Genomic DNA, 11,842 nt, shown 5'->3' on the forward strand with positions numbered 1-11,842 from the left:
TCGCCTATTATGACAACCATCGTCCGCATTCACGCCTTGCAGGGAAAACCCCAGGCGAGGCATATGGGCAAATCGGCGCTTCAAATCCTGGGGGGGGGGCATGCCCTCCAGGATTTGATCACCCAAATGGCGGCATCAACAACAACCAGGATGAGCTTAACTTAACCGCCAACCTGTCAAAGAAGGCGAGCCCACCTCACAAACATCGGTTCAGCATGGCTGGTGGCCTGACCTGCTTCCAACGCATAGCGCAGCTCCCGGCGCCACGTGTAGAGCAGCGACGTGCGAATGTCGTGCTGGCGGGAGAACTCGGCGATGTTCCCGCAACGCGCCATCTCCCCGACTATCGCCAGCTTCTGCTCCAGCGTCCAGATCCGTCGCCGACCTGCCATGCTGCCGAGCACCTCAGGGCGGCGGACAGGCTCCAGACTAACTACAGTGCGGGTGTCCAGTGCGCTCGTAAGGCTGTGGGCTTCCATACCGCCCAACGTCTGCCTCAATCACCACGCCGTGCAAGGTCGGTAGAAAACACCGCTTACCTTGTTGCCGGCACCGGAATAGGAAAGCTCGCGGCCTTTGAGGAGGCGTGAGCATGGACTTCGAGCAGTCAAACGATCCTCGTATGGGCGGTCGCGGAGATGGCGGAGCGCTTGTACGGGTGGAGCGGCGTCGGAACTGGAGCGACGAGGAGAAGTTGGCGATCCTGAAGGAGACGACGGTACTTGGCGTCGTCATATCGGCCGTGGCCCGGCGGCATGGGATAGGCACAGGCCAGCTTTACACTTGGCGTAAGCAACTGCTCTGCGGAGCGATGGCAGGCTTCGTGCCGGTCGAACTGGCATCGTCTTCGCCGACGGCCAAAGCTCGGGAAGCTGGGCGGATTGAGGTTCGAGGGCGGTGCGGCCTGACGGTGTTGGTTGATGCCGAGGTCGATCGGGCCGCCCTGAAACAGGTGCTCGATGTCCTGCGGGAGCTGGATCATTGAGCCTGGCGTTCCCGCCTTCGACGAAAATCTATCTGTCGCTGGCGCCGTGCGACATGCGCAAGGGGTTTGATGGGCTGTCGGCGCAGGTGCGCAATATTCTTCAGCTTGATCCCTTCTCGGGGGCGGTTTTCCTGTTCCGCGGGAAAAGGGGCGACAGGTTGAAGGCCTTGGTCTGGGACGGGTCCGGGCTATGCGTGTATGCGAAGCGTCTCGAGCGCGGGAAGTTCGTGTGGCCTCGTGCTCATAAGGGCGCGCTCCGCCTGTCGGCAGCCCAGATGGCGATGCTGGTTGAAGGGCTGAACTGGAAGCAAGCGATCGTCCACGACGAGGTGATCACGCCGAGGCTCGCATAGCCAAAAAGATCAGGAAAACCGCCATTTCATGTAGGATTTACCGTGGGCTTTGGCTATTATCGGCGGCATGCGGTTCGCCCTTGATCGCCTTCCCACAGACCCTGTCCTCCTGCAGAAAATGCTCCTGGAAATGGCCGATGTCATGGAGCAGGAGCGGGCCGAACTGACGGCGGCGCAAGCCACCGTCAAAGCCCAGACCTTGCGGATCGAAAAGCTCGAGCATCGTGTCGCGCGGCTGCTGCGCGTCCAGTTCGGCCGCAGCTCCAAGAAAATGGATATCGCCCAGCTGCGGCTGATGTTCGAGGAGGTCGAAGCCCCGGAACCGGCAAACGATGAGGTGTCGGCGCCGCCCGTGATGAAATCGGCCCGCAAATCCGGCGGCCGCGTTCCGCTTCCCGCACACTTCTCGCGTCAGACCGTTGATCATCAGCCCGGCCCGTGCAGTGCCGGTTGTAATGGACCGTCAGTGCAGATCGACGAGGCCGTCACTGAGGTTCTCGACTATGTCCCTGCACGCTTCCGCGTCATCCGCCATGTCCGGCCCAGGCTGGCGTGCCGATCCTGCGAACAGATCCGACAAGCGCCCGCTGTCGATCTGCCGCTGCCCAAGGTGATGGCGAGCAGCGCCCTGCTGGCCCACCTCGTCGTCAATCGCTTTGTCGATCACCAGCCCTGGCACCGGCAGTCGGTAATCTTCCACCGCGTTGGGCTTCACATTGATCGGGATGCGATGAGCCGCTGGGCGCGAAAACTGGCGGGGCTGCTGGCGCCGCTGGGCGAGCGGTTGTTCGCCTATATCCGGAAAGCCGCCAAAATCCATGGGGACGACACGCCGGTCACGTTTTTGGGCAATGGTGACGGCAGCCGGACCGGGCACTTCTGGGTGTATCTGCGCGATGATCGTTCAAGCGGTGACATGAGCCCGCCTGCCGTAGCCTTCCGCTTCAGCGCCGATCGTGGCGGAGCGCATCCGGCAGAACATCTCGCCGGCTATCAGGGGTATCTCCAGGCGGACGGTTTTGCGGGCTATAACGCGCTTTACCGCGCCCCCAAAACCAAGGCGCCCAGGGACATCGTCGAAGTAGGATGCTGGAGCCACGCGCGCAGGAAATTTACCGACATACTGGAAAAAAGCCCGTCACCGATCGCGGCGGAGGCGGTCGTGCGGATCGCCGAACTCTTCGCCATCGAGCGCGATATCAAGGGTGCGCCACCCGATGAGCGGAAACGCATCCGCCAGATCAAGGCGGTGCCGAAGCTGGAGGCTTTGCGCGTCTGGCTCGAAACACAGAACCGAGGCCTGTCTTCCGACAGCAATCTGGCGCGTGCGTGTCGCTATCCGCTCAACCGCTGGCAGGCCATGATCCGCTACTGCGACGACGGTCGGCTCGAGATCAGCAACAATCTTGTGGAAAACGCCCTGCGCGGGGTCGCGCTCGGGCGTCGGAACTGGATGTTCGTCGGCTCCATGAAAGGGGGACAAGCGGCGGCGCTCTTCTACTCCCTGGCCGGCACATGCCGGCTCAACGGCGTCGAGCCCGAGGCGTGGTTCACCGACGTCATCGAGCGCATCGGCAACTACCCGATCAATCAGATCGATGACTTTTTACCCTGGAGATGACAGGCATCAAAGCTGAGCAGCGATCTGGAGAAGGCTACGTGAGCAACAGCACTATCGTGCGGATGAAGATTACGCTGGACGATGTGACACCGGCCGTGAGCCGAACGCTGGAGGTGCCGCTCAATATCCGCCTCGACCGTCTGCACACCGTCATCCAGACCGCCTTCTCGTGGACGGACTCTCATCTGTGGGAAATGCGCTTCGGGCAGACCGGCTTCGGCATCCCTGATCCTGAATATGGCTTCGACGGGCCGCTCGACGCCCGTAAGGCCACTCTCGCCCAGGTCCTGGCGGATACGAGGCGCAGGACCTTCCGATATCTCTACGACTTTGGCGACGACCATGATCCCAACGCCCAGCCCGATATCCCCCTGATCGAGGCAAGGCTGGAAGCGCTCGCGAAAAAATGGGCGCCGCGGACACGCCGCAAAGCCTGACAGGCCGCGTCAACACCGCCTTCCGTCGGCGCTTACATATCATGCTGGAACGGAAAGAATATTCATCGTGCGCTTGAGGTTGTAGGCAATGGCGGTGAGGCGGACTTGGACGGCGGCCCTTCGACTACGCTCAGGAGAGCCTTTGGCGAGACCTCGCCATCGCATTCGGCGCAGGCCGTAGCATCGCTTCCATGTCCCGAAAATCTTCTCGACGCGGGCGCGCACCCGATGGATCGGTTGATTCCATTCATGCAGCTTACGGAGCGTTTCAGCTTCGTCGCGGCCCCACATGCCGGTGGCGACGATCCGGGGAATGCCGCCCTTTGCCAGCACGGCACCACAAAAGTGATTGCCGCGATAGGCGCTGTCGGCAAACACCTCACCGGGATTGTCGGGCAAGGCATCGGGACCTGCTTTGCCGTCATTGATATTGGCCGATGTAATCGACACTTCCTCGACCAACGCGGTATCGGCATCGGCGCCAACGTGGGCCTTGAGGCCGTGAACGGCCCGCTTTCCTTTGTGTTTTACCTAGATGCACGGGCAGCTTACCGCCGCATTTACTGAAGATGTCGAGGCGCTGACCGCGATAGAGCGTCTGGTTTCCGCGACTTGCGCAGATGATATGTTCGAAATATCCCTCGCGTCCGACCGGGCCGGCATCGCCATGCGCCGATGGCTCTGGAAACGCGCGTCGGGACAGTCATCCACCATGACAAGCTGAGAGGTGCCCATGCATATCACCCGCCGCGACACGATCAGGAGCGTCATGATGGCAGCCATGCTTGCGCCTCTGGCTCGCCCGACATCCCTGCTGGCGGCTACATCCGCCGCCGATCGCGCGTTCATTCTGGAAACGGTCACGCCGGAACTTCGGCCCTTCGCAGCGCGGATGCTGGATGGCGCCGGCTATCCTCCCATTGGCCCTGACAATCTGGCCATCGCCCGCAAGACGCCACCACCCGTCTCACCGATCCCCGTGACGGTCCCGGTCCAGAAGCGCATCATCCCCGGATCGAAGGGGCAACCCGACGTCACCATCTATATTCTGAACGCAAAGCCCGGCCAGAAGCGCCCTGCGTTGCTGCATACGCACGGCGGCGGCTTCATCATCGGATCGGCGGAAGCATCGATAGCAGAGCTTCAGAAACTATGCCTTGCGCTGGATTGCACGGCCATCACGGTCGAATATCGGCTTGCCCCGGAAACAACCTACGCCGGATCGCTGGAGGATAATTATGCGGGTCTGAAATGGCTGTACGACCATGCCGACGAAGTGGGCGCGGAACCCGCCCGGATCGCTCTGGTCGGTGAAAGCGCGGGCGGGGGTCACGCCGCCCTGCTGGCCATCGCGGCGCGCGATCGTGGCGAGATCCCGATCGCTTTCCAGTGCCTGATCTATCCGATGCTGGATGATCGCACGGGCACCAGCCGCCCCGTCGCCAGGCATCAGGGCACATTGATCTGGACCCCATATAGCAACAGGTTCGGCTGGAAATCCTTCCTTGGCGTAGAACCCGGCGGTTCCACCGCGCCGAAGGGAGCGGTTCCCGCCCGCTTGCAGAATTTCAAAGGTCTGGCCCCGGCTTTCATCGGCGTGGGGTCCATAGATTTGTTCTTCGATGAGGATGTCGAATATGCGCGCCGCCTGGGCGATGCGGGGGTGCCGGTGGAGCTGCTGGTGCTTCCCGGCGCATTCCATGGATTCGATGTTCTCACGCCCGACAGCCTGATCGCGAAACAGTTCAACGAGGCGAAAGTCCTGGCGCTGAAACGCGGACTGGGGATTTCATGACAATATTTCTGCGCGGTTTTTCCGGATAGCGCATCGTCGAAGGGGAGAGGCGGGCACTGATTTCCTGCGCGCGCCCCTACCCCCTGCCCTATCTTATTCCTCGCCCGTTGCCTGCGCCGGCAGAGCCTTTTCCGGTGTCGTGCCCAGCCCGGAAAATGGAGTCAACCGGACCTTGAACCGGGTTTCGGTGCTGCTCGTGCGATAGAGTGCCATGGGTTTCCCGAATTCGCTCCAGGCCGTGTCGCCGCCAATGCCCCATTGCGCTGCGTCGATCAGCAAGGTGCCATGGTCGTGCGGCTTTATGTCGCTGGACTTCCATGTTCCCGGCTTGCGTCGGTCGAGGTCCGCATAGGGGAAGGCCAGCGCGTTCATCATCAGCGCCTGGTCGCCCTGCACGCGCAGCCCATGGCCGCCGCCCGACAGCTCCATCCAGCGGACATCGACCTTGTTCCCGGTTTCCTGCGGCCGGATATAATCATGGTTCTGCGCTGCCAGCTTGCCGCGCCACAGCCCGATCGGGGCGGACGTCTTGCGGTCGACATAGCTTTCATGCGGGCCGCGTCCATACCATTCCACCATGTCGAGGTCGGTCGGCAGATCGAACGCCAGCCCGATGCGGAAGGGCGGCGGCAGATCCTGTTTCAGGGGGGTGAAGCTGCTGTCCACGCCGACCGATCCATCACCCACCATGGTGTAACGCACCGTGAAGCGCGCCGCGCCGTCGCGCAGTGCATAGTCGTCGCGGGTACTGTAGGCGACGCCGATTAGGACATTATGTTCGATGGGGCCGGTACCGAATGTGCCCGACAGGTCGCCGCGATAGATGCGCGTCTTGTAATCATTGCCCCGTGTCATGGCGATCGTGACGGTGCCGTTACCGGTCGCCAGATTATAGCCGCCGAACGAGGCCTTCGTGGAAAGCTTCAACGGTCGGCTGCGCGATGAATGCTGAACACACACTGGTTCTTGTCTTTGGACGACGCCAAGAGCAGGATCGAAGCGTGGCGGAAGGATTTCAACGAGACCCGACCTCACACATCCCTGGTGTTCATGACGCCAGCCGAATTTGCTTCATCGGCCGGGGTTAACACCGGCCGATGAAATGCCGGATCTGTCATTCTGGCCGCTGGCAGAACGGGGACAGGGTCAGGCCGATCGGTGGTCGGGCCGCCCCGCCTACAGAAACCTATATCACCAGTTCCACATGGTGCCATCTTCAAGTCGCGCCACCGGCAGATAGGCGGGCTGGTAGGGATATTTGGCGGCCAGCGTCTCGCAGATATCGACGCCATGACCCGGCGTCTCACCACAGAACAACTCACCCTTCTCAAAGCTGTAATCGTGCGGGAAGACAGCGTCGGTTTCTTCTGTATGCCGCATATATTCCTGAATACCGAAATTGGGCACCCAAGTGTCGAAATGCAGCGCCGTGCCCATCGTCACCGGGGACAGGTCGGTTGCGCCATGGCTGCCGGTGCGAATCTGATAGAGGCTCGCCAGATCGGCGATGCGGCGCAGATGGGTGACGCCGCCTGCACTGACGATGGTGCAGCGGATATAGTCGATCAACTGGTTCTGGATCAGATCCTTGGCGTCCCAGATCGTGTTGAAGATTTCGCCCACGGCCAGCGGCGTCACCGTATGCTGACGGATCAGCTTGAACGCTTCCTGATTTTCGGCCGGGGTGACGTCTTCCAGCCAGAACAATTGATAGGGTTCCAGCATCTTGCCCAGATTGGCGGCTTCCTGCGGCGTGTAGCGGTGATGGCCGTCATGCAGCAGATGATAGTCAAAACCATAGGTTTCGCGCAGCTTGTCGAACATCTTTGGCACATAGTTGAGCGCCTTGCGCGTGTCCCACCCGGTGACGGACGGCAGCGCCGCGTCGGCCGGTTCGTAGAAAAGCTTGCCCCGGCCGACGCCATAGGCATCCTTGATCCCAGGAACACCGGTCTGCGCGCGGATAGCCTTATAGCCCAAGTCGATATACTGGCCCACAGCGTCCACAGTTTCAGCGATGTCGCTGCCATTGGCATGACCATAGACCATCACACCGTCCCGGCTGCGCCCGCCCAGCAACTGATAAAGCGGCATGTTCGCCATCTTGGCCTTGATGTCCCACAGCGCGACGTCGACTGCGGCGATAGCGCGCATGGTGACAGGACCGCGCCGCCAATAGGCGCCCCGATACAGATATTGCCAGATATCCTCGATCCGGCGCGGATCCATGCCGATCAGGCAGGGAAGCACATGGTCCTCAAGATACGCGACAACAGCCTTTTCGCGCCCGTTCATGGTGGCGTCGCCGATGCCATAAACACCCTGATCCGTCATGATCTTGAGCGTGACGAAATTGCGGCCTGGACAGGTCACGATGACCTTTGCCGATGCGATCTTCATATATGCCCTCCTACATGACCCATGGACATTCTGCCCTAACCATTATCCCAATATTGGCTTTACCTATTTATAGCAATAGACCATATGTCTTTACCGCCCGGTTTTGGAATGCGGGCATTGGGCATGCAGAATGGAACGGGGAATTTCGATGAAGAACCATGCGCTGGAGTTACATCCTGACCGGCTGTTCCCGAGCGATCCTGCCATCCGGGCCATCGCGCGGAGCCTGTATGAAGGTATCGCCGCGTTGCCCATCGTCAGTCCGCATGGCCACACCGATCCGGCATGGTTCGCTAAGAACGAACCCTTCGGAGACGCTTCCGCCCTGCTGTTGAAGCCCGATCATTATCTGTTCCGTATGCTCTATTCCCAGGGCATTCCTCTGGAGTCGCTCGGCATCGGCAATCCCGACGCTGACCCGCGCGAAGCGTGGCGCATCCTCGCCGACCATTATCACCTGTTCCGGGGCACGCCGTCGCGCATGTGGCTCGACTGGGTGTTCGCGGAGGTATTCGGCATGGGCATCCAGCTCGACGCCGGGACCAGCGATCTCTATTATGACACGATCACCGAAATGCTCGCGTCCGACGGATTCCGCCCCCGTGCCCTGTTCGATCGTTACCGTATCGAGCTGATCGCCACGACAGAAAGCCCGCTCGACACGCTGGAGCATCATGCCGCCATTCGCGCCGAAAATGGAAAGACGGGTGGCTGGCAGGGCAAAGTGATCACCGCCTATCGCCCCGACCCGGTGGTCGACCCCGAATTTGAAGGCTTCGCCGCCAATCTTGGCCGGCTGAGCGAGCTTACTGGAGAGGATTGTCTCAGCTGGCATGGCTATCTCGCGGCCCATCGCCAACGCCGCGCCTTCTTCAAGGCGATGGGCGCGACGTCCACCGATCACGGGCATCCCACGCCCCGCACCGCCGATCTCGATCCGCACGAGGCCGCTGCGCTGTTCGCCAAAATCTCCGCAGGGGCCTTCGCTCCTCAGGATGCCGAACTGTTCCGCGCGCAAATGCTGACGGAGATGGCCGCCATGAGCGTGGACGACGGGCTGGTCATGCAGATCCACCCTGGATCGTTCCGTAACCATAACGCCAGCCTGTTTCTGCGCTTCGGCCGCGACAAGGGCGCAGACATTCCGATGCGCACGGAATTCGTCAATAATCTCAAACCTTTGCTCGACCGCTTCGGTAATGAGCGCGACCTGTCCATCATCCTCTTCACTTTGGACGAAAGCGTATATGCCCGCGAACTGGCGCCGCTGGCGGGTCATTATCCCTCGCTCAAGCTGGGGCCAGCCTGGTGGTTCCATGACAGTCCGGAAGGCATGCGCCGGTTCCGCCATATGACGACGGAAACAGCGGGCTTCTACAACACGGTCGGCTTCAACGACGATACCCGCGCTTTCCTGTCCATTCCGGCGCGGCACGATGTCGCCCGCCGGATCGATTGCGGTTTTCTCGCCCAATTGGTGGCCGAACATCGGATCGCGGACTGGGAGGCGGCCGAACTGGCGCATGATCTGACCTATCGGCTGGCCAAAAAGGCGTACCGGCTGTGAACGCGCCGCACCGACTGTCGGCCGCGACGCTGTCGCTGCTGCCGTCGCAGATCGGCCGCGCGGATCATCCGCGGGAAGCGCAGGCGCCAGCTATCGTGCATTTCGGCATCGGCGCGTTTCACCGCGCGCATCAAGCCTGGTACACCGACCGGGCGGCAGTAATCGACGGCATGGCCTGGACGATTACGGGCGTGTCGATGCGATCGGCCAGCGTGGCCGACCAGCTTAACCCGCAGGACGGGCTGTATAGCATCACCACTTGCAGCGCGCAGAGCAGGTCGGTCGAAGTCCTTCAGTCGGTGCAAACCGTGCTGGTCGCCAGCCGGGAGCCTGATGCGGTGATCGCTGCGATCGCCAGCCCACACACGCACATCCTGACCTTTACTGTAACGGAAAAGGGCTATTGCCGGACCGCCGACGGTTCGATCGATCGGACCGCAGCGGAGTCGGGCAGCATCTATCCCCTGCTGGAGGCCGGGTTGAAGGTGCGGGCGCAAAAGGGCCTGCCCGGATTGACGCTGCTGTCATGCGACAATCTCGCCAATAACGGGCGTCAGCTTGAAGCGTTGCTGGTCGACTTCGTCGCCGCGCGCGACCCCGATCTGGCGCAATGGATCGCCGCGCAATGCCGCTTCCCCTGCGCCATGGTGGACCGTATCGTCCCCGCGACCACAGCCCAAGACCGGACGGCAGCCGCCCTGGCGCTTGGCCAGACGGACGAAGGCGCGGTCGTCACCGAACCGTTCAGCCAGTGGGTGATCGAGGATCGGTTCGCGGGCCCCCGCCCCGCCTGGGATCAGGTCGGCGCGGAACTGGTCGCCGATGTCGCGCCCTATGAAATGGCCAAGCTGCGCATGCTGAATGGCGCGCATTCCGCGCTGGCCTATCTCGGCCTCGCACGCGGGCATGGCTTCGTCCATGAAGCGGTGGCAGATCCCGCCATCCGCCCCGTCGTCGAAGCGCTGATGCGGGACGAGGCCCTGCCTAGCATCATTGCGGCGAGCGATCAGGATTTGTCCGCCTATGCCGACGCTCTGTTGGATCGCTTCGCCAATCCGGCGCTCAACCATCGCCTGATCCAGATCGCGATGGACGGTAGCCAGAAGATTCCCCAACGCTGGCTGGAAACGCTGGCTCATCACCAGCAGAAGGACAAGGCCTGTCCAGCGATTCTGGCGGCGCTCGCCGCATGGCGCGCACATCTGCGCGGGGACAATGTGCCGGTTTGGGGACCGGTCGAAGACCCGATAGCCGATCGATTGACGCCACTGGCGCAACAGGATGACGCCGCTTTCGCACGGGCGCTGTTCGGCGCGGATGGCCTGTTTGCCGCTTTTTGGACCGCGAACGCCATGTCCATGGAGCAACTGATGGCGGCGCTTGCCCGCGCCTGAAGCACGGGCAAGCGAGCGCGTCAGGCCGCTTTGGCTTTCCTGCCCCGCAGCAGGAACCACAACATCGCCATACCGATCAGGTCGAGCGCACCCAGCATCACGAAGAGCGGCGCATAGCCGAAAGCATCGGCGCTCTGCCCGATCGCGAGCGTAAAGAGCATGCCGCCGATCCACGCGGCGGTGCCCGCCATGCCGCTGGCGGTGCCGACCATGCGGCTGTCGAACACGTCCGAGCATAGGGTGATGAGCGCGCCGTTCAGCATCTGATGCGCAAAGCCGCCCACGCAGAACAGCCCGATGGCAAGACCCGGCGACCCGGCAAGGCCGATGCAGGCCGGGCCGATCATGCAGACCGCACCGATCGACATGGTGATCTTACGCGATCCCAGCACGCTCGCGCCGCGGCGCATGAGCCAGGGCGGCAACAGGCCAGCGGCCAGCGATCCAAGGTCCGCCGCCAGAAACGGCATCCACGCCCACAGGGCGATGCTCTTGAGATCCAGCTTCCAGACCGCGACCAGATAGAGCGGGATGAAGAAATTGAAGGTCTGCCACGCCGGTTCGGCGAAAAAGCGCGGAATCGCGATCGCCCAGAAGCCGCGAGACTTCAGAACCTCCTTGCGGGTCGATGGCCTGCCCGATTCCTCAGCCCCGCTTTGCCCTGCTGCGATCAGCCCGCGCTCGGCGTCGCTCAGGCGCTGGTGCCGGGCAGGCGTCTCATAACCGAACCACCACAGGACCGCCCAAAGCAAGCTGAGCGCACCCGTGACGAGGAAAGCCGATTCCCACCCCCAAGTCAGGATGCAAAAGACGACGATGGGGGGCGCGGCGATCGCGCCGACGCTGGTGCCCATCTGGAACGCGCTGGTCGCCAGCGGCCGTTCGCGCGCCGGGAACCATTCCGACACAGATTTGGCTCCAGCGGGGATTGCCGCTGCCTCGGTCGCGCCGAGCAGGCCGCGAAAGAAAGCCAGCCCTTGCCATGTCGAGGCGAGGCCATGCGCCATATTGGCGAGCGCCCATCCGACCGCGAACAGAAAAAAACCCAGCCGCGTCCCAAGCAAGTCGAGCACCGCGCCCGCCACTGTCTGCATGACGGTATAAGCGAGCTGAAACGTCAGCACGACATAGCTGTAGCTTTCGGTGTCCATTCCCAGCTCATCCTTGAGCGTGGGAGCCGCCACCGACAGCGTGGAGCGCGCGAGATAGTTGAGAACGGTGCCGATCGTCACCAGACTGATAATCCACCAGCGCAAGTGACGGATCGGCCTTTTCCGTTCGCCCGCCATG

Annotated in this window: 12 protein-coding genes and 2 pseudogenes; 9 read left to right on the top strand and 5 right to left on the bottom strand. The window is 62.1% G+C overall.

Annotated elements, in window-relative coordinates:
• Positions 1–176: 176 nt before the first annotated feature.
• Complete coding sequence (locus tag BMX92_RS28485) at positions 177–479, bottom strand: transposase (RefSeq protein ID WP_371262527.1); 303 nt, start codon at positions 477–479, stop codon at positions 177–179.
• 113 nt (positions 480–592) lie between these two features.
• On the opposite strand from BMX92_RS28485, the gene BMX92_RS24195 reads away from it, so the two are divergent.
• Genes BMX92_RS24195 through BMX92_RS24210 form a run of 4 tightly spaced genes read left to right on the top strand, consistent with a single transcriptional unit; the run spans position 593 to position 3,396 of the window.
• Positions 593–985, top strand: coding sequence for an IS66-like element accessory protein TnpA (locus BMX92_RS24195; protein ID WP_093021456.1), 393 nt, complete (start codon positions 593–595; stop codon positions 983–985).
• Entirely contained in the window at positions 982–1,338 is a 357-nt protein-coding gene (gene tnpB, locus BMX92_RS24200) for an IS66 family insertion sequence element accessory protein TnpB (RefSeq protein WP_256213590.1), read from the top strand. The genes BMX92_RS24195 and tnpB overlap by 4 nt, the downstream gene beginning before the upstream one ends.
• A 49-nt stretch (positions 1,339–1,387) precedes the next feature.
• Complete coding sequence (locus tag BMX92_RS24205) at positions 1,388–2,959, top strand: IS66 family transposase (RefSeq protein ID WP_093021459.1); 1,572 nt, start codon at positions 1,388–1,390, stop codon at positions 2,957–2,959.
• A gap of 38 nt (positions 2,960–2,997) precedes the next feature.
• The gene (locus BMX92_RS24210; protein WP_256213591.1) at positions 2,998–3,396 is read left to right on the top strand and encodes a plasmid pRiA4b ORF-3 family protein; all 399 of its coding nucleotides are present in this window, start codon (positions 2,998–3,000) and stop codon (positions 3,394–3,396) included.
• Between the two features lie 39 nt (positions 3,397–3,435).
• Here the strand turns inward: BMX92_RS24210 and BMX92_RS24215 are convergent.
• Positions 3,436–3,912: pseudogene (locus tag BMX92_RS24215) on the bottom strand (transposase); the annotation flags it as partial.
• A 19-nt stretch (positions 3,913–3,931) separates the two neighbouring features.
• On the opposite strand from BMX92_RS24215, the gene BMX92_RS28215 reads away from it, so the two are divergent.
• Both BMX92_RS28215 and BMX92_RS24225 read left to right on the top strand, forming a co-directional pair.
• Positions 3,932–4,120: a hypothetical protein gene (locus BMX92_RS28215; RefSeq protein WP_093021465.1), complete on the top strand. Its 189-nt coding sequence runs from the start codon at positions 3,932–3,934 to the stop codon at positions 4,118–4,120.
• A gap of 9 nt (positions 4,121–4,129) precedes the next feature.
• The gene (locus tag BMX92_RS24225) at positions 4,130–5,191 is read left to right on the top strand and encodes an alpha/beta hydrolase (RefSeq protein WP_256213592.1); all 1,062 of its coding nucleotides are present in this window, start codon (positions 4,130–4,132) and stop codon (positions 5,189–5,191) included.
• 93 nt (positions 5,192–5,284) lie between these two features.
• Here BMX92_RS24225 and BMX92_RS24230 read toward each other — a convergent pair whose 3' ends face one another.
• Positions 5,285–6,046: a beta-galactosidase small subunit-related protein gene (locus BMX92_RS24230; protein WP_371262528.1), complete on the bottom strand. Its 762-nt coding sequence runs from the start codon at positions 6,044–6,046 to the stop codon at positions 5,285–5,287.
• A gap of 52 nt (positions 6,047–6,098) precedes the next feature.
• On the opposite strand from BMX92_RS24230, the pseudogene BMX92_RS28220 reads away from it, so the two are divergent.
• A pseudogene (locus BMX92_RS28220) lies at positions 6,099–6,292 on the top strand (transposase); the annotation flags it as partial.
• Positions 6,293–6,382: 90 nt separating this feature from the next.
• On the opposite strand, the gene manD reads toward BMX92_RS28220, so the two are convergent.
• Positions 6,383–7,591, bottom strand: a complete 1,209-nt coding sequence (manD, locus tag BMX92_RS24240) for a D-mannonate dehydratase ManD (RefSeq protein ID WP_093021471.1) — start codon at positions 7,589–7,591, stop codon at positions 6,383–6,385.
• A gap of 148 nt (positions 7,592–7,739) precedes the next feature.
• Here manD and uxaC point away from each other — a divergent pair, with 148 nt between their 5' ends.
• Together uxaC and BMX92_RS24250 are read left to right on the top strand one after the other, a co-directional pair.
• Positions 7,740–9,158 carry a glucuronate isomerase gene (uxaC, locus tag BMX92_RS24245; protein WP_093021474.1) on the top strand — a complete coding sequence of 473 codons (1,419 nt, stop codon included), beginning with the start codon at positions 7,740–7,742 and terminating at the stop codon, positions 9,156–9,158.
• Positions 9,155–10,552: a mannitol dehydrogenase family protein gene (locus BMX92_RS24250; protein ID WP_093021477.1), complete on the top strand. Its 1,398-nt coding sequence runs from the start codon at positions 9,155–9,157 to the stop codon at positions 10,550–10,552. Before uxaC ends, BMX92_RS24250 begins: the two co-directional genes overlap by 4 nt.
• Before the next feature lie 20 nt (positions 10,553–10,572).
• Here the strand turns inward: BMX92_RS24250 and BMX92_RS24255 are convergent, their stop codons facing one another.
• A complete protein-coding gene (locus BMX92_RS24255; RefSeq protein WP_093021480.1) occupies positions 10,573–11,841 on the bottom strand; it encodes an MFS transporter in 1,269 nt (422 codons plus the stop codon).
• Position 11,842: the final 1 nt, after the last annotated feature.

It is taken from the genome of Sphingobium sp. YR768, from assembly GCF_900111125.1.
Lineage (GTDB): Bacteria > Pseudomonadota > Alphaproteobacteria > Sphingomonadales > Sphingomonadaceae > Sphingobium.

Excerpts from the sequence above, each read along its gene's own strand:
- BMX92_RS28485 (WP_371262527.1), bottom strand. The coding sequence starts at position 479 with ATGGAAGCCCACAGCCTTACGAGCGCACTGGACACCCGCACTGTAGTT.
- BMX92_RS24195 (WP_093021456.1), top strand. The coding sequence starts at position 593 with ATGGACTTCGAGCAGTCAAACGATCCTCGTATGGGCGGTCGCGGAGAT.
- BMX92_RS28215 (WP_093021465.1), top strand. The coding sequence starts at position 3,932 with ATGCACGGGCAGCTTACCGCCGCATTTACTGAAGATGTCGAGGCGCTG.
- BMX92_RS24225 (WP_256213592.1), top strand. The coding sequence starts at position 4,130 with ATGCATATCACCCGCCGCGACACGATCAGGAGCGTCATGATGGCAGCC.
- BMX92_RS24230 (WP_371262528.1), bottom strand. The coding sequence starts at position 6,046 with ATGACACGGGGCAATGATTACAAGACGCGCATCTATCGCGGCGACCTG.
- manD (WP_093021471.1), bottom strand. The coding sequence starts at position 7,591 with ATGAAGATCGCATCGGCAAAGGTCATCGTGACCTGTCCAGGCCGCAAT.
- uxaC (WP_093021474.1), top strand. The coding sequence starts at position 7,740 with ATGAAGAACCATGCGCTGGAGTTACATCCTGACCGGCTGTTCCCGAGC.
- BMX92_RS24255 (WP_093021480.1), bottom strand. The coding sequence starts at position 11,841 with ATGGCGGGCGAACGGAAAAGGCCGATCCGTCACTTGCGCTGGTGGATT.